At 63.8% G+C, this 21172-nt stretch carries 23 protein-coding genes and 1 tRNA gene; 12 read left to right on the top strand and 12 right to left on the bottom strand.

Annotation, left to right across the window (positions count from 1 at the left end):
• Positions 1-211: 211 nt before the first annotated feature.
• From P6U30_RS00560 to ptsN, 7 genes are all read left to right on the top strand, one after another.
• The gene (locus P6U30_RS00560) at positions 212-826 is read left to right on the top strand and encodes a ribonuclease H-like domain-containing protein (protein WP_407167652.1); all 615 of its coding nucleotides are present in this window, start codon (positions 212-214) and stop codon (positions 824-826) included.
• 156 nt (positions 827-982) lie between these two features.
• A complete protein-coding gene (gene lptC, locus P6U30_RS00555) occupies positions 983-1714 on the top strand; it encodes an LPS export ABC transporter periplasmic protein LptC (protein WP_407167651.1) in 732 nt (243 codons plus the stop codon).
• Positions 1711-2430 (top strand): LptA/OstA family protein, encoded by a 720-nt coding sequence (locus tag P6U30_RS00550; protein WP_407167650.1) that lies wholly within the window; start codon positions 1711-1713, stop codon positions 2428-2430. Before lptC ends, P6U30_RS00550 begins: the two co-directional genes overlap by 4 nt.
• 292 nt (positions 2431-2722) lie before the next feature.
• The gene (gene lptB / locus P6U30_RS00545; RefSeq protein WP_407167649.1) at positions 2723-3712 is read left to right on the top strand and encodes an LPS export ABC transporter ATP-binding protein; all 990 of its coding nucleotides are present in this window, start codon (positions 2723-2725) and stop codon (positions 3710-3712) included.
• 205 nt (positions 3713-3917) lie between these two features.
• A complete protein-coding gene (gene rpoN / locus P6U30_RS00540; protein WP_407167648.1) occupies positions 3918-5570 on the top strand; it encodes an RNA polymerase factor sigma-54 in 1653 nt (550 codons plus the stop codon).
• Between the two features lie 135 nt (positions 5571-5705).
• A complete protein-coding gene (hpf, locus tag P6U30_RS00535) occupies positions 5706-6305 on the top strand; it encodes a ribosome hibernation-promoting factor, HPF/YfiA family (RefSeq protein ID WP_407167647.1) in 600 nt (199 codons plus the stop codon).
• Positions 6306-6538: 233 nt separating this feature from the next.
• On the top strand, positions 6539-7000 hold the full coding sequence (ptsN, locus tag P6U30_RS00530) for a PTS IIA-like nitrogen regulatory protein PtsN (protein ID WP_066514759.1): 462 nt from the start codon (positions 6539-6541) through the stop codon (positions 6998-7000).
• A 57-nt stretch (positions 7001-7057) separates the two neighbouring features.
• On the opposite strand, the gene P6U30_RS00525 is transcribed toward ptsN, so the two are convergent.
• Positions 7058-7690 (bottom strand): TetR/AcrR family transcriptional regulator, encoded by a 633-nt coding sequence (locus tag P6U30_RS00525; RefSeq protein ID WP_407167646.1) that lies wholly within the window; start codon positions 7688-7690, stop codon positions 7058-7060.
• A gap of 317 nt (positions 7691-8007) precedes the next feature.
• Here P6U30_RS00525 and P6U30_RS00520 point away from each other — a divergent pair, with 317 nt between their 5' ends.
• The 4 genes from P6U30_RS00520 (at position 8008) to P6U30_RS00505 (ending at position 12029) form a co-directional block, all read left to right on the top strand.
• Entirely contained in the window at positions 8008-8811 is an 804-nt protein-coding gene (locus tag P6U30_RS00520; protein WP_407167645.1) for an SDR family NAD(P)-dependent oxidoreductase, read from the top strand.
• A 36-nt stretch (positions 8812-8847) separates the two neighbouring features.
• A complete protein-coding gene (locus P6U30_RS00515) occupies positions 8848-9969 on the top strand; it encodes a DUF5938 domain-containing protein (RefSeq protein WP_407167644.1) in 1122 nt (373 codons plus the stop codon).
• A 128-nt stretch (positions 9970-10097) separates the two neighbouring features.
• Positions 10098-11621 carry an AMP-binding protein gene (locus tag P6U30_RS00510; RefSeq protein WP_407167643.1) on the top strand — a complete coding sequence of 508 codons (1524 nt, stop codon included), beginning with the start codon at positions 10098-10100 and terminating at the stop codon, positions 11619-11621.
• A gap of 75 nt (positions 11622-11696) precedes the next feature.
• On the top strand, positions 11697-12029 hold the full coding sequence (locus P6U30_RS00505) for a hypothetical protein (protein WP_407167642.1): 333 nt from the start codon (positions 11697-11699) through the stop codon (positions 12027-12029).
• Between the two features lie 80 nt (positions 12030-12109).
• On the opposite strand, the gene P6U30_RS00500 is transcribed toward P6U30_RS00505, so the two are convergent.
• The 8 genes from P6U30_RS00500 to P6U30_RS00465 all read right to left on the bottom strand — a co-directional run bounded on the left by P6U30_RS00500 (position 12110) and on the right by P6U30_RS00465 (position 19571).
• Complete coding sequence (locus P6U30_RS00500; protein ID WP_280974701.1) at positions 12110-12376, bottom strand: DUF1150 domain-containing protein; 267 nt, start codon at positions 12374-12376, stop codon at positions 12110-12112.
• Between the two features lie 50 nt (positions 12377-12426).
• Positions 12427-12852 (bottom strand): Hsp20 family protein, encoded by a 426-nt coding sequence (locus P6U30_RS00495; RefSeq protein ID WP_280978327.1) that lies wholly within the window; start codon positions 12850-12852, stop codon positions 12427-12429.
• Between the two features lie 171 nt (positions 12853-13023).
• Positions 13024-14106: a sn-glycerol-3-phosphate import ATP-binding protein UgpC gene (locus P6U30_RS00490; RefSeq protein WP_407167641.1), complete on the bottom strand. Its 1083-nt coding sequence runs from the start codon at positions 14104-14106 to the stop codon at positions 13024-13026.
• Positions 14107-14223: 117 nt separating this feature from the next.
• Entirely contained in the window at positions 14224-15072 is an 849-nt protein-coding gene (gene ugpE / locus P6U30_RS00485) for a sn-glycerol-3-phosphate ABC transporter permease UgpE (protein ID WP_407149494.1), read from the bottom strand.
• A complete protein-coding gene (gene ugpA / locus P6U30_RS00480; RefSeq protein WP_407167640.1) occupies positions 15072-15953 on the bottom strand; it encodes a sn-glycerol-3-phosphate ABC transporter permease UgpA in 882 nt (293 codons plus the stop codon). Before ugpA ends, ugpE begins: the two co-directional genes overlap by 1 nt.
• 64 nt (positions 15954-16017) lie before the next feature.
• On the bottom strand, positions 16018-17334 hold the full coding sequence (gene ugpB / locus P6U30_RS00475) for a sn-glycerol-3-phosphate ABC transporter substrate-binding protein UgpB (protein WP_407167639.1): 1317 nt from the start codon (positions 17332-17334) through the stop codon (positions 16018-16020).
• A 407-nt stretch (positions 17335-17741) separates the two neighbouring features.
• Entirely contained in the window at positions 17742-18947 is a 1206-nt protein-coding gene (locus tag P6U30_RS00470) for a CaiB/BaiF CoA transferase family protein (RefSeq protein WP_407167638.1), read from the bottom strand.
• A 198-nt stretch (positions 18948-19145) separates the two neighbouring features.
• Positions 19146-19571, bottom strand: coding sequence for an organic hydroperoxide resistance protein (locus tag P6U30_RS00465; RefSeq protein WP_407167637.1), 426 nt, complete (start codon positions 19569-19571; stop codon positions 19146-19148).
• A 156-nt stretch (positions 19572-19727) separates the two neighbouring features.
• Between P6U30_RS00465 and P6U30_RS00460 the strand changes: the two genes are divergently transcribed.
• Positions 19728-20189: a MarR family winged helix-turn-helix transcriptional regulator gene (locus tag P6U30_RS00460; protein WP_407167636.1), complete on the top strand. Its 462-nt coding sequence runs from the start codon at positions 19728-19730 to the stop codon at positions 20187-20189.
• 8 nt (positions 20190-20197) lie between these two features.
• Here the strand turns inward: P6U30_RS00460 and P6U30_RS00455 are convergent, their stop codons facing one another.
• The 3 genes from P6U30_RS00455 to P6U30_RS00445 all read right to left on the bottom strand — a co-directional run bounded on the left by P6U30_RS00455 (position 20198) and on the right by P6U30_RS00445 (position 21154).
• Positions 20198-20437: a GIY-YIG nuclease family protein gene (locus P6U30_RS00455; protein WP_407167635.1), complete on the bottom strand. Its 240-nt coding sequence runs from the start codon at positions 20435-20437 to the stop codon at positions 20198-20200.
• Between the two features lie 134 nt (positions 20438-20571).
• Positions 20572-20647, bottom strand: a tRNA-Ala gene (locus P6U30_RS00450).
• A gap of 99 nt (positions 20648-20746) precedes the next feature.
• Entirely contained in the window at positions 20747-21154 is a 408-nt protein-coding gene (locus P6U30_RS00445) for a TIGR02300 family protein (RefSeq protein WP_407167634.1), read from the bottom strand.
• Positions 21155-21172 lie beyond the last annotated feature (18 nt).

Genomic DNA, 21172 nt, shown 5'->3' with positions numbered 1-21172 from the left:
CATTGTCTCCGCCACGCAATGGCGGTACATCGTTCGCCCAATTGTACCAGCAAAATCAAGGTTTCTCGGTGCTGGCGCCCGGATCGAGCCGGGATTCCGCCGTTTCTTTAGGCGTCTCTCGGGATATCGCCCACAGTCCGACGGATGCTCGCCTGTCGGAGCATTGAGCGGTAGCTTGGTCCGAGAGCGATTCGACGAGGTTTTTGACAGCATGACCATCCGCCTGCATCGCGGCGATCTGCCTGATCTGTCCCGCTACACCGATTCGGTGGCGATCGATACCGAGACCATGGGGCTGCATCCGCATCGCGACCGGCTCTGCGTGGTGCAGATGTCGAACGGCGACGGCACCGCCGACGTGATCCAGATTCCGAAGGGGCATACAGATTCGCCGAACCTGAAGGCGCTGCTCGCCAATCCCGCCATCACCAAGATTTTCCATTTTGCCCGGTTCGACGTCGCGGTGCTCTACAACACCTTTGGCGTGATGCCGAAGCCGGTTTACTGCACCAAGATCGCTTCGCGCCTGACCCGCACCTACACCGATCGTCATGGCCTAAAGGATCTCGTGCGCGAAGTGCTGAACGTCGATCTGTCGAAGCAGCAGCAGTCGAGCGACTGGGGCGCGCCGACCCTGAGCGAGGCGCAGCTCGCCTACGCGGCTTCCGACGTGCTGCACCTGCATGCGCTGCGCGACAAGCTCGATGCCATGCTGGCGCGCGAAGGCCGGGCCGATCTCGCCAAGGCCTGCTTCGAATTCCTCCCCTCCCGCGCCAGGCTCGACCTTGACGGCTGGGAGGCCGAGGACATCTTCGCTCATTCGTGAACGGCGACGATTTCGCCCGAGGACGGGCAGTTCCGCCCCGTTTCGGCCAAACTGTTCGCGCGAGGTCTCTTTCGGGGGGCGCGATGCGAGGTCCGGGCTGCATATTTGCGCGGCCGCGGGTAGAATGGACGGCAATTTCGCGCCTCTGGAGCAGTGGTGAGTTCGGTTCAGAATCCAGCCTATGGTGCCAGCCTCGAGGCGCGCTTCGCCGCGGCCGCGCGGCACAGCCGCATGGTGCGGATCCTGCGCATCGCCGTGCCCGCGGCGGTGGTGGTCGCGATGGCCGCGATCATATTCGTCTCGATCGTCAATCCGTTCCGGGCCCTGATGCCCAATGTTCCCCTCGAGATGGATAATCTCGTCGTGTCCGGGACCAAGATCACGATGGAATCGCCGCATCTGTCGGGCTTCTCGACCGATGGGCGGCCCTACGAAATGTGGGCCAAGGCCGCGATCCAGGACGTCACCGATCCCGATCACGTCGAACTGAAGACGATCCGCGCCAAGGTGGCGATGCAGGACCAATCGACGGTGACCATGGATGCGCGCACCGGTTTCTTCGACAACAAGCAGCAGCTCCTCGACCTGCGCAAGGATATCTTCCTGCAATCGTCGACGGGCTATGAAGCGAGGCTGACGCAGGCGTTCGTCGACATGAACAAGGGCACCGTGACGTCGGACGAGCATGTCGACGTCAAGCTGCTCGACGGAACGCTGACCTCCGACAAGCTGCGGATCTACAACAACGGCGAAGTCGTGCGGTTCGAGGGCAACGTTGTGATGCACCTCGACAAGCTCCGCGACAACAATGCCGCGAGTCAGCCCGCTGAACCCGCTCCACCTCCGCCGCCGCCGTCAAAGGCACGCAGATCCGCCAACCCGAAATGACATTGATGATGAGATTTTTTCCGCGCGGCACAGCAATCGCGGCGTTTGCGCTCTCGCTCTTCACAGCGGGCCCTGTGAGCGCGCAAGGCTCGATGAGCGGCGTTCCAAACGCCATGCAGGGCTTCTCGCAGAACCGCGATCAGCCGATCCAGATCGAAGCCGCCTCGCTCGAAATGCGCGACAAGAAGAAGGAAGCGACCTTCGCCGGCAACGTGAAGGTGGTCCAGGGCGACACCACCATGACCTCGAAGACGCTGGTCGTGTTCTACGAATCGAGCTCGGGTCAATCGCAGCCGCCGGCCAGTGGCAGCGCCAAGGGCGCGAAAGGCTCTGCCGCACCGATGCAGTCGGCGACCCCCGGTCCCGGCGGCGCCTCGTCGATCAAGCGGCTGGAGGCGCGGGGCAACGTCGTCGTGACCCAGAAAGATCAGGTGGTCACCGGCGAGACCGCGATCTTCGACACCAAGACCAATCTGATCACCATGCTCGGCGGTGGCGGCCAGGTGGTGCTGACCCAGTGCCAGAACGTGCTGCGCGGCGATCGCCTGCTGGTCGACATGACCACGGGCGTCTCGCGGGTGGAATCCGACAACGGCAAGGTGCAGGGCCTGTTCATCCAGTCGCAGGGCGGGCAGAACGGCAAGTGCGGGACGCCGGTCGCACCCGGCGCGGCGCCGCCGTCGCCGCTCCAGCTCCTTCCAGGCAAGCCCAAGTAAAATCAATAAGTTAAATAATATTCTCGACCCCTGAGGTTGAAGCCCGCGGGGCGAGATTGTATCTACTGGAGCGGCCCGGCCTGGACATGCGCTTGAGGGGGATGGTGATGTTGGCTCGGCGCGGGGCATCCAATCATTCAAGGCGCGATCGTCGCGCTTTGCCGTGTTGTTTGAGCATGGACCGTCCGGAAGCCGGTGCCCAGTTGTCCGGACCATGCTTGGGTTCGCGTGCAAATCGACTGATCTGCGGCGAAGTCGTGCGATCACCCTAAGAGGCCGAAGCGAAGCGGGGATGGTGGATTTTCTCGGCATGTTCCGACGGCGCCCTGCGAAGCGCAGCAGCGGATTCGCGCGTTCGCACGACGACATCACGGCGCTCGGCGATTCATTCGGCGACATGCTGGCAAGCCCGGTGCGTGACGCGCCGCCGATGGCGCGGGCCGCCCAGGTGCCTGGCGTGGAGCTGCCGCGGCCCCAACCGCAGCCGGCACCCGCGGCCCCGCGCGCCAGACCTGCGCGGGGCAATGGCGCCGCCGGTGCGCCGCAACTGATCAAGCGGCCGGGCTATCTGGCTGTGCACAGCGTGGAAAAGAGCTTCGGCAGCCGGCAGGTCGTGCGCGGCGTCAGCATCTATGTCCGTCGCGGCGAGGCGGTCGGGTTGCTGGGGCCGAACGGCGCCGGCAAGACCACGGTGTTCTACATGATCACCGGCCTGATCAAGGCCGATCGCGGCGCAATCGAGCTCGATGGCCACGACGTCACCCGGCTGCCGATGTATCAGCGTGCCCGTCTCGGCATCGGCTATCTGCCGCAGGAAGCCTCGATCTTCCGCGGCCTCTCCGTCGAGCAGAACATCCGCGCGGTGCTCGAGGTGGTCGAGCCGTCGCGCAAGAAACGCGAGCACGAGCTGGATTCGCTGCTCGACGAGTTCAACATCACCCGCCTGCGGAAAAGCCCGTCGATCGCGCTGTCCGGCGGCGAGCGCCGCCGCGTCGAAATCGCCCGGGCGCTGGCGACGCGCCCCAATTACATGCTGCTCGACGAGCCGTTCGCCGGCATCGACCCGATCGCGGTCGGCGACATCCAGGATCTCGTGCGCCATCTCACCAATCGCGGCATCGGTGTTCTCATCACCGACCACAACGTCCGCGAGACGCTCGGCCTCACCGACCGCGCCTACATCGTCTATGCCGGCGAAATCCTGACCGAAGGCAGCCCGGAAGACATCGTTAATGATCCCGATGTACGGCGGCTTTACCTTGGCGAGGAATTCCGCCTTTAGCTTGTGATCCGCCAGACGGCGCAGCGATTTGGTGTTAAGGTCATGCGCTGCTTAGGGAATTTGATGCCGGCCGGACGCAAGATCGCGGCGTCCCCACCCGCCGGCGGCGCTTACTCCAAAATTCCAATGCGTCAAGCCGTGTACATCCTGAGCGGTCTAAGATAAGCAAGAATCGAGCCAACTTTTCTGGATTGTTCTTGCCTCCATGGCACTGACCCAAAGACTAGAGTTCCGCCAGTCGCAGTCGCTGGTCATGACGCCGCAGTTGATGCAGGCGATCAAGCTGCTGCAATTGTCGAACCTGGATCTGTCGGCCTTCGTCGAGGAGGAGCTGGAACGCAATCCGTTGCTCGAGCGGGCGAGCGATGGTCCCGAGCCGCCGGTGGCGGGCGAGGCGGCGATCGAGCGGCCGGACTATGGCGACGTCGACGGTTCCGGCAGTGATGGCGATGATGGCAGTGACCCAGCCGACATGGCCGTGGGCTCCACTGGCGCTTTCGAGCCCGGCCAGGAGGAATGGCTGAACCGCGATCTTGGCACCCGCGCCGAGATCGAGCAGACGCTGGACACCGGTCTCGACAACGTATTCTCCGAGGAGCCGGCGGAAGCGGCCGCGCGTGCCGCGCAGGACGCGCCGCCGTCGGTCTATACCGAGTGGGGCGGCGGCGCCTCCAGCGACGACGAATATAATCTTGAAGCCTTCGTGGCCGCCGAGGTGACGCTGGCCGATCACCTCGCCGAGCAGCTCGCGGTGGCTTTCGCCGCGCCGGCGCAGCGCATGATCGGACAGTACCTGATCGACTTGGTCGACGAGGCCGGTTACCTGCCGGCCGATCTCGGCCAGGCCGCCGAGCGACTGGGCACCTCGCAAGCCGCGGTCGACGAGATCGTCGCAACGCTGCAGACGTTCGATCCGCCGGGCGTGTGCGCGCGGAACTTGAGCGAGTGCCTGGCGATCCAGTTGCGCGAGCTGAACCGCTACGATCCCGCGATGCAGGCGCTGGTCGAGCATCTCGACCTGCTCGCCAAACGCGACATCGCCGCCTTGCGGAAACTCTGCGGCGTCGACGACGAAGACATCACCGACATGATCGCGGAGATCCGCAGGCTCGATCCGAAGCCGGGGTTGAAGTTCGGCACGTCGCGGGCGCAGACCATGGTGCCCGATGTCTATGTGCGGCCGGGTCCCGACGGCGGCTGGCATGTCGAGCTCAACAGCGACACTCTGCCGCGTGTGCTGGTCAACCAGACCTACTACGCTGAGCTGTCGAAGACGATCCGCAAGGACGGCGACAAGTCGTACTTCTCCGATTGCCTGCAAAACGCCACCTGGCTGGTGCGCGCGCTTGATCAACGCGCCCGCACCATCTTGAAGGTCGCGACCGAAATCGTCCGCCAGCAGGACGGCTTCTTCACATACGGCGTCGCGCACTTGCGGCCGCTGAACCTGAAGGCGGTCGCCGACGCGATCCAGATGCATGAATCCACCGTGTCGCGCGTCACCGCCAACAAGTACATGGCGACCAATCGCGGCAGTTTTGAACTGAAGTATTTCTTCACCGCGTCGATCGCGTCCGCCGACGGCGGCGAGGCGCATTCGGCGGAAGCGGTGCGTCACCACATCAAGCAATTGATCGACGGCGAGGCGCCGTCGGCGATCCTGTCCGACGACACCATCGTGGAACGTTTGCGTGCGTCCGGCATTGATATTGCCCGCCGCACCGTCGCAAAGTACCGCGAGGCGATGCGGATCCCGTCCTCGGTCCAGCGCCGCCGCGACAAACAGAGCATGCTCGGCAATGCCCTTTCGGCTCCCGTCTCCTCCGATCGATCGCGCGATACTACGGCTGCAGTATAATTGCGTTCGCGCCGAATCGCGCTAGTCTCATCTTCCCCCTTCAGGCGTAACCCGGAAAGGAAGGTACCGGAAAATCCAGAAAGCCATCATGCTCCGGCAGAGAGTGATCGAGGCATCCAGCAATCGAGGCATCAAATGACCCTTCGAATCTCGGGAAAGAGCATCAGCATCGGCGAAGCGCTTCGCGCGCGCGTCAGCGAGCGCACCGACGAGGTCCTGCGAAAGTACTTTGATGGCAACTATTCCGGTCACATCACGCTAAGCAAGGATGGCTTCGGCTTCCGGACCGATTGCGCGCTGCATCTGGATTCCGGGATTACGCTTGAAGCCGACTCCAACGCCGCCGACGCTTATGCCAGCGCCGATGCCGCGCTTCTGATGATCGAGAAGCGGCTGCGCCGCTACAAGAGCCGATTGAAGGACCGCTCCGCCCGCAAGGCCTATGCCGCCACCGCCGCGCTTGCCGAACTGAATGGCGCAGGGCTCGACGCGCCGAGCTATGTCATCGAGGCGCCCGAGAGCGACGACGAAGTCGCCGAGTACAGCCCCGTGATCATTGCGGAAGCAACCACTGCCTTGAAGCGGCTGTCGGTCAGCGAAGCTGTCATGGAGCTCGACCTGTCGGGCGCCTCCTGCCTGGTATTCCAGCATGGTGGCAGCGGGCGGGTGAACGTCATTTACCGCCGCACGGACGGCAATGTCGGGTGGGTCGATCCCCCGGCGGTTACACCCTGAGATATTATGGTGGATGGCATTGACCTCGGAAGCCAGCCCTGCTTATGGTCCGCCGCCCCAAGGGATAAGGGGGCGGAACAGGGTCCGCAGGTGTTGGCACCGCCGATGCGTTGGAGTAGAAGCCCTGCCAACCAGGACCGGGGCTAAGCCCGTATCCCACCTCACCTTCTTGACGCCGCCGCTGTAACGCCTATTTCGCAACCTGACGGTCTCATTCACCTCGGAACGTCCCAATGCCGATTACCGATTTGGTCGCACCCGAGGCGATTCTCCCGGCTTTGAAAGTCATCAGCAAGAAGCAGGCGCTGCAGGAACTCGCGGCGCGTGCCTCGGCGCTGACCGGGCAGAATGAACGCGCGATCTTCGAGGTGCTGCTGCAGCGCGAGAAGCTTGGCACCACCGCCGTGGGCTACGGCGTCGCCATTCCGCACGGCAAGCTGCCGAAGCTGGAGAAGCTGTTCGGCTTGTTCGCCCGTCTCGAACGTCCGATCGATTTCGAGGCGATGGACGGTCAGCCGGTCGATCTGATCTTTCTTCTGCTGGCGCCCGAAGGCGCCGGTGCCGATCACCTCAAGGCGCTGGCGCGCATCGCCCGCCTGCTGCGCGATCAGGACGTCGCCAAGAAGCTGCGCGCCTCGCGCGACGCGCAAGCGATCTATTCGGTGCTCGCGTTGCCGCCCGCGAGCGCGGCGTAACGATTCTCAAGGCGCAATCGCCTCGGCGCTTCTGCGAGCCGGCGCGCTCCAATCGTCTCAGCAAATCGTCGGCAGGATACGCCTGACCTCGTCGAGGAATTCGGGGATCGCGGTCTCGTCGTCGGCGAGATGCCTGAGCAGCGCGCTCTGGAACAGGCCGTCGAACAGCGCATACAGCGCGGCCGGCGATGTCGCCAGCCGCTTGCCGTCCAGCTCGGCATAGCGCGAGGCGACGCGCCAGATCATGGCTTCCAGGCTCTTGTCGATCTCGAGCACGTCCTTGCGAAACGCGGCCTCGAACATCGCCTGCGAGCGCAGATCGTACCACAGCCGGTGCATGCGGGCGTCCTCGCGCAGCGTCGCTGCAAGCTTGGCGAGAAAGCCGTCCGTCAGCTCCTTGCGGGTCTTCGCCGTCGCGACGACCTCGTCATAGCGGGTCACGCACCTTGCCTTGTAGTGCCGCACGCAGCAGCAGATCAGGTCGAGCTTGTCGCTGAAGTAGTAGTGAAACACGCCATGCGTGAACGCGGAGTTCTGCGCGATCTCGCGCAGGCTGGTGCGCGCGAAGCCGAGTTCGCCGAGCGTTTCCAGCGCGGCTTCCGCAAGCTCGATCCGCCGCGCGTTGAACTTCTCGTCACGCAGCGTTTCGGCCGCTACCGCGACCCGTTGGGCCGTTGCCTGCCGCGCCATCTCCTGCCTTTCCTCTTCCGTCCCTTCAACGCCTTATAGCGCGCCGACAGCGTCGCTCCATCCCCTCACAACCATGCTCTTGGACACTTGTCAAATTCCATCTTGACAAGTGTCAAGTTTCTGGCGGAGGTTTGGTGAAATAATTTGGACAGTCGTCAAGACGCCGAACAGGGAGGGTTTACGCCGCCGGAGCAGCCAAAGCTGTGCTCCGCCGATCACCGGATCTGACTGCCACCGCGCGAAGGTGACCAGTCCGCCGGCATGCGCTGCCGATCGCAGCAAGCACTCAACAATCAACAGCAAGGGAGAAGCACGTCATGAGTGGGAAGAGCCTTGAAGGCAGGACAGCCCTGGTCACCGGCGGCGCCCGGGGAATTGGAGCTGCGATCGCGCAGGCCCTGGCGCAGTCCGGGGCGGCGATCATGATCGCTGATATCCTCGAGGAGGCCGGCAGGTCGACCGCCAACGAGATCGCCAAGGCCGGCGCGAAGACCGGCTTCGCCCAGCTCGACGTCACCGACGACGCGCAATGGGAGAGGGCTGTTGCGGCCACCATCGCGACGCTCGGCGGCTACGACATCCTGATCAACAACGCCGGCATCGAGATCACCTCGCTGGTCAGCGAGATCAAGGCCGAGGACGCGCGGCGGATGTGCGACGTCAACATCGTCGGCACCGTGCTCGGCATGAAGCACGCCTTCCGCGCGATGCGGCCGGGTGGGCTGGCCGGCAAGGGCGGTGCGATCGTCAACATCGCGTCCGTCGCGGCGACGATCGCCTTCCCGAGCATTGCGGTCTATTCCGGCACCAAATCCGCGGTCGATCGCATGACGCGGGTCGCGGCGATGGAAGCCGGCAAGCTCGGCTACGGCGTGCGCGTCAACTGCATCTATCCCGGCCTGATCCCGACCGACATGGGGATGCAGCTCGCCAACGACATCGTGAAAATCGGACTCGCGCCGGACATCAATGCCGCGGTCGGATCGGTGGTGGAGCAAACGCCGCTCGGCCGCCTGGCCGAAGTCAGCGACATCGCGGACGCCGCCGTTTTCCTGTGCTCGAGCGATGCGCGCTTCATCACCGGCATCGGTCTGCCGGTCGACGGCGGCATGGGCATGTAGCAGCGCGCGCAACAGCAATCATTTCGGAGGATCGCCATGAGCGAAAAGAAGCCTGTCGTCGTCTACGGTGTGTCCGGCTACACCGGCCGTCTGGTCTGCGAATATCTGCGCGAGTACAACGTCCCCTTCATCGCCGCCGGCCGCGACGCCGCAAAGGTGAAGGCGGTGGTGGAGAAGATTCCAGGCATCGAGACCGCCGACTACGAGGTGGTCGGCGTCGAGCACAATGTCGAGGCGCTGACGAAACTGTTCCGCGGCTCGCGGGTGGTCAGCAACATGGTCGGCCCCTTCATCAAGCACGGATCGGAGGTCGTCGAGGCCGCGCTGCAAGCCGGATGCCACTACACCGACACGACCGGCGAACAGGATTGGGTGCTGCTCGCGCAGGAGAAATGGGGCAAGGCGTTCGCCGAGAAGGGCCTGCTGCTGTCGCCGAATCTGGCACAGATGTACACGACCGGTGAAATCGCCGCCAACCTCTGCCTGGAGACGCCCGGCCTCGATACACTCGACATCCTGGTGTTCTGGAAGGGCTTTCCGACCTACGCCTCGACGCAGACGATCTTCACCATCCTCAAGGCGAACTGGTACTACCTCGAGCAGAACAAGTTCGTCGAATGGGACGTCACCGCGCGTGCCGACGTCGTCGTGCCGGGTCAACATGAGACCGCAATCGCGGTGCCTTGGGGCGGCACCGCGCATCCGGTCTGGTTCAAGAACGATCCGCGCGTCAGCAATTGCCGCGTGCTCGGCGGGGTGCTCGCCCGCCCCGTGATGGAAGGCGTGGTGCAGACCACGCAGATGGTGAAGGAAAAGATCAAGCCGCTGCCGCCGGCGGAGCAGGAGAAGGCGCTGGCCGACATCGCCGCCACCTTGCAGGCCTCGATGCCGCCGCGGGAAAATCCGCGCGTCAACACCTCCATCGACTCGGTCCATGCCTCCGGGCCGCTCGGCCGCGCGCATTGCGTGATCCACGGCAACTGCAACTACAAGCAAACCGGCATGCTGCAGGCCTATGCGGCGTTCGCGCTGCTGCAACAGCCGCCGAAACGCACCGGCTTCGCCTCCGGATGCCAGGCCTTCGGCCATCGCGAGCTGCTCGGGCAGTTGCGCAGCTTCGGGCTCGTCAGCAAGCCGGTCCTGACCGTGCAGGACTGACCCGGCAAAGGAGCCGCGGGTCGCGCGTATCGCTTCAGCGTGGTTTGCTCGGATCACCTCTCCGAAGGGAGAGGTGATCCGCCACTGCGGCTCGTGTCCAACCAACCTCAAGATGCCCAGGAGGTGCCATGCGCTTCATCGACTATCTCGACAAGGGCGCTTCACTTGGCGCCGACGCGCCGTGCCTCACCATGGATGGACGCGACCTCAGCTACCGCGAGGTGCAGCGGCTCAGCTACCGCATCGCGCGCGGACTTGACCGGTCGGGCGTTGCGCCCGGCGAGAAGGTCGCGATCCTCTCCGGCAATGACCCGATCGCCTTCGCCTGCGTGTTCGGCATCTCGCGCGCTGCTGGCGTGTGGTGCCCGATCAATCCGCGCAATGAGGCTGCCGAGAACAAGTTCATCCTGGACCAGTTCGATTGCAGCCTGCTGCTGTTTCATTCGAGCTTCGCCTCGATGGTCGAAGCTGTGCGCCACGATCTGCCGAAGCTGCGCGTGCTGATCTGTCTTGACACCGAATTGCCCTTCGCGCCGTCGTTCGCGCGCTGGCTCGCCGGGCTGACCGACGATTTCTATCAACGCGAGACGGTCGATGATCTCGCGATGATTCCGGGCACCGGCGGCACCACCGGCAAGCCCAAGGGCGTGATGCTCTCGGGACGCAACATCGAGGCGATGACCGCGCTGACGCTGATGGGCTATCCGTTCAAGGGACGCCCGATCTATCTCGCGTTGGCACCGCTGACCCATGCCGCCGGTGTGCTCTGCTTTCCGATCATGACGCTCGGCGGCCGTATCGTGATCATGCACCACCCCGATATCGGCGAGTTCCTGGCGCTGATCGAGCGCTATCGTATCACGCACACCTTCCTGCCGCCGACCGTGATCTACATGCTGCTCGACCATCCTGCTCTCGATCGTGCCAAGCTCGGCTCGCTGCAATGCTTCTGGTATGGCGCGGCACCGATCTCGGCTGCGCGGCTCGCGGAAGCCTTGCAGCGGATCGGGCCGATGGCGCAACTGTTCGGCCAGACCGAAGCGCCGATGATGATCTCGATGATGGCGCCCGACGAGCACTACAATGCCGACGGCACGATCGCGATGCAGCGCCTGTCGTCGGCCGGGCGGATCAGTCCGCTGGTCCAGGCCGGCATCATGGACGGTGATGGCAATCTGTTGCCGGCGGGATCGCGCGGCGAAATCGTGGTGCGCGGCTCGCTGGTCATGGAGGGCTATTACAGGAATCCCGAAGCCACAGCCGAGGTCTCGGCGCATGGCTGGCACCATACCGGCGACATCGGCTACCTCGACGACGACGGCTATCTCTATATCGTCGACCGCGCCAAGGACATGATCATCACCGGCGGCTTCAACGTCTACTCGATCGAGGTCGAGAACGCGTTGCGCGCGCACGAGGCGGTGCAGGATTGCGCGGTGATCGGTCTGCCCGATGACAAATGGGGCGAACGCATCGTCGCCGTGGTGCAGCCGCGCGCCGGTCACGCCATCGATGCGGCCGAGCTGGCTATCTTCGTCAAGCAGCAGATCGGCAGCGTCAAGACGCCGAAGCAGATCGAGGTCTGGGACGATCTTCCGCGTTCCAAGGTCGGCAAGGTGCTGAAGCCGGAGATCCGCGCGCGGCTGGCCTGAACGTGTATTGACAACCGGCCGGTGACGCCGGAAGACGGCCCCTGTATCGTTGCGCAGCGACCCAGGGGATATCGGATGTCCCGTGATTTTCGCCTTGATCGTGTTCCCGTCGACGTTCTCGCCTACGAGCTCGCCGAAGAGAAGGCGACTGCGCTTGGGCGAATGGGACGTGCGCTGGAAGACGCTCTCGCCAAGCTGCGGGCGTTCGATGCCGCTCATCCGCGCTCCGAAGTAACGCGGCAGGCCCGGCGCATCCTGGTGCGGGAAGCCGGCCACGCGCTCTGGATGTTGGTGGTCCAGCGTGAAGCGTGCGGTCTGCGCAACAGCCGCATGCTGATGCGCGACTATAACGTTCCCGGCGAGGTGCAGCAGTGCATGGCACCGCTGCTTGCGACATCATCGTCCTGAAAGAAAATGCGCGGGCTGCCTCGATCTCTGTCGAGGCATGCCCGCGCATTTGAACTCGCGGATGCTGAAGTCAGCCTTGCTTAGTGGACGCTCACGGCCTGCAATTCATTGCTCCAGGCGTTGGCGATCGCGGCTTCGCGGCTGTCGGTCAGCATGATCGGCGTGCCGTCGGCGGCGTGGAGTGCAAACAGTTTCAGACCCGGCGCAAGGCTCGGCGCTTGCGGAAAGAGATCCGGCACATCCTCGGAACGGACCTGCTTCACATAGGCGATGTGACCCTCGCCCAGATGGGCCAGCGCTTCCGGCGTGACGCTCTCGGTTTCGAATGTGGTACTCAGTTCACTCATGGTCTCGACTCCTCAGTGGTACAAGCGGTCGAGTCCGCTCCAGGTTTCTATTATTCGTGTTCATTGATAGCGATTGTCTTAATGACCCGTTCAGGTTCCGGCCTGGCCAGATCAATCGACAACAGCCCGTTCTTCAGATCCGCGCCCAACACCTGCATCCCCTCTGCCAGCACGAAGGTGCGCTGGAAGTGGCGCGCGGCAATGCCGCGATGGATGTATTGCCGAGCCTTGTCGTCCTGCTGGCGGCCGCGGATGACGAGCTGGTTTTCCTCAATGGTCACATCGAGTTGGTCGCGGGTGAAACCCGCCACCGCCAGCGTGATGCGCAGGCGCTCCGGTTGGCCGTTGGTACGGTCGAACCGCTCGATATTGTAGGGAGGATAGCCGTCGGCACCCTTCACGACGCGATCGAGCGCACGCTCGATTTCGTCGAATCCCAGAAGGAACGGACTGGACAACGATGGAACACGAGACATTACAAAGTCCTCTCGAAGCGACTTTGAGGGGCCCTTGCGGCACCCCATGCAATCGACGGGCCTCTTGCCCGCCGATCAGCAAGCAATATGGGGGTGATTTGGATAGCGTTCAAGCGCCTCTGAAACCAGCGTAAATGGCTTGCAGGCTGGTCGTTGTTCCCTTACTGGCGGTCACTGGCCGACGCGCTTGCGGCCATCGGCGGTAAAAAGATGCAGCTTATCGCGGGCCGCGACTGCGCGGATCCGCTCACCGATCGCCGGCCCGGTGGCGCCGGGAACCCGGACGATGACCTCGCCGGGCGGCAGGTCGCCCGGGTTGGCGGCGATGCCCTGTTCCTCGTGCCGGCGCCTGCCATAGACAAAGGTCTCGGCGCCGACGTGCTCGATCGCCTCGACCGTCAGCCCGAGCGCGACGCCGCCGGGGGCGGTCTCGCTGGAGATCACGAAATCCTCGGGCCGGATTCCGACGATGCCGGCACCATCGACACCAGCAATCTGCGATTTCAGCTCGTCCGACCGCAGCGGCATCAAATTCATCGGCGGCGCGCCGATGAAGGAGGCGACGAAGGTGGTGGCAGGCTTTTGGTAGATCTCCAACGGATTGCCGATCTGCTCGACCTGGCCTGCGTTCATGACCACAAGAATGTCGGCGAGCGTCATCGCCTCGAGCTGGTCGTGGGTGACGTAGATCGACGTGGTGTTGAGGCGACGTTGCAGCTTGCGGATCTCGACGCGCATCGCGATGCGCAGCTTGGCGTCGAGGTTCGACAGCGGCTCGTCAAACAGGAACACCTTGGGCTGACGGACGATCGCGCGGCCCATCGCGACGCGCTGACGCTGGCCGCCGGAGAGCTGTCGCGGCTTGCGCTGCAGCATCGGCGCAAGCTCGAGGATGCGCGCGGCCTCCTCGACGCGGGTCTTGATCTCGGCCTCCGCCATGCCGCGGTTGCGCAGGCCGTAAGCCATGTTGTTGTAGACGCTCATATGCGGATAGAGCGCGTAGTTCTGGAACACCATCGCGATGTCGCGGTCGGCGGGCTCGACCTGGTTGACGACGCGGCCGCCGATGTCGATCTCACCGCCGGTGACGGTCTCGAGCCCCGCGACCATGCGCAGAAGCGTGGACTTGCCGCAGCCGGAGGGGCCGACCAGCACGCAGAACTGCCCGTCGCCGACATCGACGTCGACGCCCTTGATGGCCTCGAAGCCGCCGGGATAGGTCTTGCGGACGCCGCGCAGCGTGACGTTAGCCATTGCGAGCTCCGCTCGGGCAAGTGCCGAATAGGGAATAGCGAACTGGAGAATGGTGGGACATCCTCGAGCCGTTGGGTCCGCGCGCTACTCGCCATTTGCTATTCGCCATTCGCCCCTTCACTTTTCCGTCTCCACCAATCCGCGCACGAACAGTTTCTGCATCACAACGACGACGAACACCGGCGGCAGCATCGCGAGCACCGCGGTCGCCATCACCACCGGCCATTCGGTCAGCGCATCGGTCGTGGTGATCATCTTGCGGATGCCGATCTGGATGGTCTGCATGTCGTCGCGCGTCGTGATCAGCAGCGGCCACAGATACTGGTTCCAGCCGAGGATGAACAGGATCACGAACAGCGCCGCCATGTTGGTGCGCGACAGCGGCAATAGCGTATCCCAGAAGAAGCGGAACGGCCCCGCGCCGTCGATCCGCGAGGCCTCCAGCAATTCATCCGGCACGGTCATGAAGAATTGCCGGAACAGCAGCGTCGCGGTGGCGGAGGCAATCAGCGGCAGCGACAGGCCGGCATAGCTGTCGAGCAGATGCAGGTCGGCGACGATCTTGTAGGTTGGATAGATGCGCACCTCGACCGGCAGCATCAGGGTGATGAAGATGATCCAGAAGATCGCCATCCGGAATGGAAAGCGGAAATAGACGATTGCGTAGGCCGAGATGATCGAGATCGCGATTTTGCCGATCGCGATCATCAGCGCCATGATCAGCGAGTTCAGCATCATGCTGCCGACCGGCTCGCGGGTCGAGCCGCTCGAGCCGACGAAGATCGTCTGATAGTAGGTCTCGAAGAAATGGCCGCCGGGCAACAGCGACATCTGCCCGTTGGCGATGACAGCGTTGTCCTGCGTCGAGGCGACGATGGCGAGATAGACCGGGAACGCGACGATCGCGATCCCGATCCACAGGATGACGTGGGCGACGTAGCGCCGGATGCCCTCTTGCTCGACCATCAGTAGGTCACCTTGCGTTCGACGAAGCGGAATTGGATCGCCGTCAGCATGATGACGATGGCCATCAGGATCACCGACTGCGCGGCCGAGGAGCCGAGATTGCCGCCGAGCAGACCGTCGGTATAGACCTTGTACACCAGTGTTTCCGTCGCCTTGCCGGGACCGCCGCGGGTCATCGTGTCGATGATGCCGAAGGTGTCGAAGAAGGCGTAGACGATGTTGACGACCAGCAGGAAGAAGATGGTCGGCGACAGCAGCGGGAAGGTCACGGTCCAGAACCGCCGCATCGGCCGGGCACCGTCGATCGCGGCCGCCTCATGCACGCTCTTCGGAATGCTCTGCAGGCCGGCGAGGAAGAACAGGAAGTTGTAGGAGATCTGCTTCCAGGCGGCGGCAAGGATAATCAGGAGCGCGGCCTGGTCGCCGTTGAGCAGCGGATTCCAGTCGACGCCGAGCGCGCGCAGATGGCGCGAGAGCACGCCGAGCGACGGATGCAGCATGAAGATCCAGAGCACGCCGACGACCGGCGGGGCCACCGCATAGGGCCAGATCAAGAGCGTGCGGTACAGCGTGGAGCCGCGCAGCGGTTTGTCGGCCATCACGGCCAGCAAGAGCGCGAAGGACAGCGAGGAGACCGCAATCGCGAAGGAGAACGCGAAGGTCCGCACGATCGCCTCGAAATAGGCCGGCTCCTTGAGCAGATCGAGATAGTTCTCGAACCAGACGAAGGTGGTGGAGAGGCCGAACGCATCCTGCAGCAGGAACGACTGGATCACCGCCTGCGCGGCCGGCCAGTAGAAAAAGATCAGGACGATCGCGAGCTGCGGGGCAACCAGCGCGTAAGGCAACAGCTTTGATTGGAAAATCGACTGCTTTTGCATGAGGTCTGGAAAAATGGCAGGCCGCGGGATGCGGCCTGCCGGGGCGTTAGTCTAGCGCATCATCTCAGCGGACGGCGGTCTTTTCAAACTGCCGCAGCATCTGGTTGCCGCGTTCGACGGCGGCATCGAGCGCCTGCTTGGCGGTCTTCTTGCCGGCCAGCGCCTGTTCGATCTCTTCCGCCCAGACGTCGCGGAGCTGCACCATGTTGCCGAGGCGCAGGCCGCGCGAATTCTCGGTCGGCTCCTTGTTGGTCAGCTCGAGCAGCGGCGTCTCGAGATAGGGCTGGTCCTTGTAGAAGCCCTCGGCCTTCGCCTTCTCATAGGCTGCCTTGGTGATCGGCAGATAGCCGGAAGCCTTGTGGATCCAGACCTGGCGGTCGGTGTCCGACAGGAAGGTCAGGAACTTGGCCACGCCCTTGTATTCGTCGGCGGACTTGCCGCCCATCACCCAGAGCGAGGCGCCGCCGATGATCGAGTTCTGCGGCGCGCCCTTGACGTCGGGATAATAGGGCATCGGCGCGGCGGTGAAGTTGAACTTGGCCTGCGCCTTGACGTTGCCGAAGAATGCCGACGAGGTCAGATAGATCGGGCATTCGCCCGAGGTGAAGCGGCCCTCACCGGTGTTGGTGCGGCCGGCATAGTCGTAGGTCTTGTCCTTCTGCAGCTCGACCAGATTTTCGAGATGCTTGACTTGCAGCGGGCCGTTGAACTCGAGCACCGTGTCGAAGCCGTCGAGGCCGTTGGCCTTGCTCGCGAGCGGCACGTTGTGCCAGGCCGAGAGCTGCTCGAGATTGACCCAGGTGACCCAGGAGTTGGAGAAGCCGCAGGTGGAGTAGCCGGCCGCCTTGAGCTTCTTGGCGTCCTCGAACACTTGCGGCCAGGTCTTCGGAATCTCGGAGATGTTGGCCTTCTTCAGCGCGTCGAGATTGACCCACATCACCGTCGACGACGAGTTGAAGGGGAACGACAGCATCTCGCCCTTCGAGGTCGAGTAGTAGCCGGTGATCGCGGGCAGGTACGCTTTCGGATCGAACTTCTCGCCGGCATCCTGCATCAGCTTGTAGACGGGCTTCACGGCGCCGGTGGCAGCCATCATCGTCGCGGTGCCGACCTCGAACACTTGCAGGATGGCCGGTGCATTGCCGGCGCGGAACGCGGCGATGCCGGCGTTCATCGTGTCGGCGTAGCCGCCCTTATAGGTCGGGACGACCTTGTAGTCGCTTTGTGCGGCGTTGAAGTCGTTGGCGAGCTTGACGATGACGTCGTTGTTGGCGCCGGTCATCGCATGCCACCACTGGATCTCGGTCACCGCAAATGCGGGTGACGCGAACGCAAGCGTCGCCGAGACCGCTGCGGCAGCGCCAAGTCGTCGAAAAAGCATCAAAATCCCTCCCGGATGGAACGTCAGGTTTCGTTACGCGCGTTAACAGCGCCGGATGACGTTCAAATGACCGTATAAACGAAAGCCATCGTACGGGGGAAGCCAGCGCGAAGGGAAGCGGTAAAAAAGACGAAGACCACAGACGCGCCCGTGCGGTGCAACGTCAGGCGTGACATTGCACCGCAGCCGGGGCGTTGCTCGTGCACCGTGAGATTTGATTGCTGCAATGGCAGTGGAAACCTCTCCCATAGGGAGAGGTCGGCGCGTAGCGCCGGGTGAGGGGTTAAGCTCTCCCGTGGGAGCGGACCCCTCACCCGATTTGCTGCGCAAATCGACTTCTCCCCGCTGGGGAGAGGTGGAAAGCCTCGCGGCCAGACCGATGATTCAAATCAAATCATCGGCGCTGGTCAGCGCTTGCGTTCGGGGCCGCAGACCACGCCCTTGTCGACCAGGGCGCCGATCTCGTCCTTGGAGTAGCCGAACTCGCCCAGCACTTCTGTGGCGTGCTGGCTGAACTTCGGCGGCGTGCGCCGCAGGTTCGGCTTGGTGCGATCGAGCCGGATCGGCGAGGCGACGCCCTTGTACCAATCCTTCTCGATGATGTCGCCGCGGTGGATCGTGTGCGGGTTGGTCAGCGCCTGGTCGATCTTCTGGACCGGCCCGGCCGGCAGGCCCGCGGCGAGCAGCCGGTTGCACAGCGGCTCGGCCTCGTGCTGGCTGAACACCGCGGCCAGTTCGGCGCGCAGCGCGTCGCGATTGGCGATGCGGTCCTTGTTGCGGGCAAAGCGCGGATCGGTGCCGAGCTCGGGCTTGCCGATCTCCCGGGCGAGCTTGCGGAACGTCCCGTCATTGCCGACGCCGATGAAGATGTCGTCGGTCTTGGTCGAGAAGATCGCGTAAGGAACGAGGTTGGGATGCTCGTTGCCGGTGAGCGACGGCGGCTTGCCATGCATGAAGTAGTTCGCGGTGTGCGGATGCATGATCGCAAGGCCGGTCTCGTACAGCGTGGTCTCGAGAAACTGACCGAGGCCCGAGCGCTGCCGCTCCGACAGCGCCATCAGGATGCCGATCGCGGCATAGAGCCCGGTCGTGATGTCGACCAGCGGCACGCCGATCCGCATCGGTCCGCTCTCGGGCGAGCCGGTCGCCGCGATCATGCCGGTCATCGCCTGGATGATCGCGTCGTAGCCGGGATTGCCGCCGCGCGGGCCGTCGGCGCCGAAGCCGCAGATGCGGCAATGCACGAGCCGCGGGAATTTCGCCCGCAGCACGTCGTTGCCGATGCCCCATTTGTTGAGCGTGCCCGGCTTGAAGTTCTCGATCAGCACGTCGGCGGTCTCGAGCATCTTCATCAACACCGCGCGTCCGCCCTCGGAGGCGAGATCGAGGCCGATCGAGCGCTTGTTGCGGTTGATGCCGACGAAATAGGCCGCGTCCTCCTCATGGAAGGGAGGGCCCCAGTCGCGAACTTCGTCGCCCGCCGGCGGCTCGACCTTGATCACGTCGGCGCCGTGGTCGGCAAGAATTTGCGTGCAATAGGGGCCGCCGAGCACGCGCGTCAGATCGATCACGCGCAGTCCGGTCATCGCGCCGGTTGGCGCAGGGGTATTCATAGAGGCAACCTTCGCTCGGGTGGGATCGTGGGTGAGGACCCAGAGCTAACGGCGTTCGGGCGAGGCAGCAATGCCTTCGCGCGCGCAGGCCCATGCAGTCGGGCGCTCCGACGTTCGCCAAGCGAACCGGTGCCTGTTTGAGGCTGGCCGGAAATCCATGGTCCGCCGGCGTGGCGGCGGACCATGGACGGAGGCGAACTAGACGACGGTCAGCTTGACGTCGACATTGCCGCGGGTCGCGTTGGAATAGGGGCACACGTGATGTGCCTTCTCGACCAGCGCTTCGGCGTCCGCGCGTGCAACGCCGGGCAGCGAGACCGCGAGCTCCACGGCGAGGCCGAAGCCGCCTTCCGAGCGCGGGCCGATGCCGACCGTCGAGGTCACCGAGGCGTCGGCGGGAACCTTCGGGCCGCCCTGAGAGGCCACGAACTTCATCGCGCCGATGAAGCAGGCGGCATAGCCCGCCGCGAACAGTTGCTCGGGGTTGTTGCCGGCGCCACCACCGCCACCAAGCTCCTTGGGCGTCGCGAGCTTGACGTCGAGCGCGCCGTCGAGGGTCGCCGCATGGCCATCGCGGCCGCCGGTTGCCTTGGCGCTGGTCTTGTAGAGCACGTTCACAGACATCATGGTCTCCCTTGTTGAAATTCGACGATCAGATAGATCGCGCAAAGTTAGATTGCGCGCAATATAAATTATGCGGCCTCACATTTAATTGTTCGCAATTGAATCCCTGGCGCCGCGGGCCCACAATGACCCCAAAATGTGACAAGACGGATTTCCATGGTCAGGAAACAGACGGCGGCCGATCAGGCGCTGCGGCTCGATAACCAGATCTGCTTTGCGGTCTATTCGACCGCGCACGCCTTCAACCGCGTCTACAAGCCGCTGCTCGACAAGCTCGGCCTGACCTATCCGCAATATCTCGTCATGCTGACGCTGTGGGAGCGCGACGGCGTCCCGCTCAAGGATATCGGCCAACGCCTGTTTCTCGATTCGGGCACGCTGACGCCGCTGCTGAAACGGCTGGAGGCGGCGGAGCTGATCAAGCGAACCCGCAGCACCGAGGACGAGCGTCAGGTGCTGATCGCGCTGACGCCCCAGGGCCACGCGCTGCGCGAAAAGGCCAAGTCCGTGCCGCAGTCGATCCTCGCGGCATCGGCCTGCTCGGTCGGCGAATTGCTGGCGATGAAGGACGAGATCGTCGCGCTGCGCGACCGGCTGAATGCCGTGCTGGGGGAGTAGGGGGTGGGCTAGAGACGCTTCTTGGTGAAGGCACGGCCGGAGTGCGATTTAAGATACTTCTCGAACGCGAGGGCTTTGTACTTGTCCGGGAATGCGCAGTACCAGACGAGCTGCCAGGGCCGGAATTTTGAGGTGTGCGCCGACTTGCCGGCGTTGTGCTCAGGAAGTCGTCGCTTCAGGTCTTCGGTGGCACCAACGTATTCCTGGTCAGGGAAATCGATGCTGCGGATGATGTAGACGTACCACATTGGCATCCACGGGCGGGCGCTAAGGGCAGGGATTCCAGGCCGTCCGTCTTCGCCCTGCGGGCTACGCCGGACACCACGCTTCGCCCTTTGGGCTCTTGCGTGGCTGCGCCACGCGTAGCCCGAAGGGCGAAGCGTGGTGGAGCCAGGCGGGATCGAACCGCCGACCTCTTGCATGCCATGCAAGCGCTCTCCCAGCTGAGCTATGGCCCCTTAAGTCTTCCAGCTTGGACACGACCTTCCGGTCTGCCCGGCCCCCGAGTCCTAGGCGACTCGTGAGGCAGCACCCTTCACCACAGATTGGCGACGATCTCAAGTCTCTTCGTCACCTCCGACGTCACCAATGATGTCAGTGACGTCCTCATCGCCCTCTTCCTCGTCGGCGATGAAGGTCGAATCGTCGTCGTCATCGTCCTCGATGCTCTCATCGATCTCGATGTCGTCCTCGGATTCGGGAACCTGAGCCTTGACCTTGCCGGTGTTCTCCTCGGCATCGGCCTCCTCGAGCGAGACCAACTCTTCGGTCTCGGCCGTCTCCGGCATCTCGGCTGCGGTCGAGGGCGAGCTTACATTGGCGCCACGGCCCCGCGGCGGGGCCACCGGCGCGATCGGCACGACCTCGCCGGTGTAAGGCGAGATCACCGGATTCTTGTTGAGATCGTAGAACTTCTTGCCCGTGGTCGGGCAAATGCGCTTGGTTCCGAGATCGGACTTGGCCACGTGGTGATCCTGGGAATG

Origin of the sequence: Bradyrhizobium sp. ORS 111, from assembly GCF_045571485.1 — a bacterium.
Classification (GTDB): domain Bacteria; phylum Pseudomonadota; class Alphaproteobacteria; order Rhizobiales; family Xanthobacteraceae; genus Bradyrhizobium.
The sequence above is the reverse complement of the archived record's forward strand: the minus strand, read 5'-3'. Positions and strand labels throughout refer to the sequence as shown.

Coding starts and splice junctions, on each gene's coding strand:
- ptsN (WP_066514759.1), top strand. CDS start 6,539: ATGCCGATTACCGATTTGGTCGCACCCGAGGCGATTCTCCCGGCTTTG.
- P6U30_RS00550 (WP_407167650.1), top strand. CDS start 1,711: ATGACATTGATGATGAGATTTTTTCCGCGCGGCACAGCAATCGCGGCG.
- P6U30_RS00510 (WP_407167643.1), top strand. CDS start 10,098: ATGCGCTTCATCGACTATCTCGACAAGGGCGCTTCACTTGGCGCCGAC.
- P6U30_RS00515 (WP_407167644.1), top strand. CDS start 8,848: ATGAGCGAAAAGAAGCCTGTCGTCGTCTACGGTGTGTCCGGCTACACC.
- rpoN (WP_407167648.1), top strand. CDS start 3,918: ATGGCACTGACCCAAAGACTAGAGTTCCGCCAGTCGCAGTCGCTGGTC.
- lptB (WP_407167649.1), top strand. CDS start 2,723: ATGGTGGATTTTCTCGGCATGTTCCGACGGCGCCCTGCGAAGCGCAGC.
- hpf (WP_407167647.1), top strand. CDS start 5,706: ATGACCCTTCGAATCTCGGGAAAGAGCATCAGCATCGGCGAAGCGCTT.
- P6U30_RS00490 (WP_407167641.1), bottom strand. CDS start 14,106: ATGGCTAACGTCACGCTGCGCGGCGTCCGCAAGACCTATCCCGGCGGC.
- P6U30_RS00525 (WP_407167646.1), bottom strand. CDS start 7,690: ATGGCGCGGCAGGCAACGGCCCAACGGGTCGCGGTAGCGGCCGAAACG.
- P6U30_RS00495 (WP_280978327.1), bottom strand. CDS start 12,852: ATGTCTCGTGTTCCATCGTTGTCCAGTCCGTTCCTTCTGGGATTCGAC.
- P6U30_RS00500 (WP_280974701.1), bottom strand. CDS start 12,376: ATGAGTGAACTGAGTACCACATTCGAAACCGAGAGCGTCACGCCGGAA.
- ugpB (WP_407167639.1), bottom strand. CDS start 17,334: ATGCTTTTTCGACGACTTGGCGCTGCCGCAGCGGTCTCGGCGACGCTT.
- ugpA (WP_407167640.1), bottom strand. CDS start 15,953: ATGCAAAAGCAGTCGATTTTCCAATCAAAGCTGTTGCCTTACGCGCTG.
- P6U30_RS00465 (WP_407167637.1), bottom strand. CDS start 19,571: ATGTCTGTGAACGTGCTCTACAAGACCAGCGCCAAGGCAACCGGCGGC.
- P6U30_RS00560 (WP_407167652.1), top strand. CDS start 212: ATGACCATCCGCCTGCATCGCGGCGATCTGCCTGATCTGTCCCGCTAC.
- P6U30_RS00460 (WP_407167636.1), top strand. CDS start 19,728: ATGGTCAGGAAACAGACGGCGGCCGATCAGGCGCTGCGGCTCGATAAC.
- P6U30_RS00470 (WP_407167638.1), bottom strand. CDS start 18,947: ATGAATACCCCTGCGCCAACCGGCGCGATGACCGGACTGCGCGTGATC.
- P6U30_RS00455 (WP_407167635.1), bottom strand. CDS start 20,437: ATGTGGTACGTCTACATCATCCGCAGCATCGATTTCCCTGACCAGGAA.
- P6U30_RS00505 (WP_407167642.1), top strand. CDS start 11,697: ATGTCCCGTGATTTTCGCCTTGATCGTGTTCCCGTCGACGTTCTCGCC.
- ugpE (WP_407149494.1), bottom strand. CDS start 15,072: ATGGTCGAGCAAGAGGGCATCCGGCGCTACGTCGCCCACGTCATCCTG.
- P6U30_RS00520 (WP_407167645.1), top strand. CDS start 8,008: ATGAGTGGGAAGAGCCTTGAAGGCAGGACAGCCCTGGTCACCGGCGGC.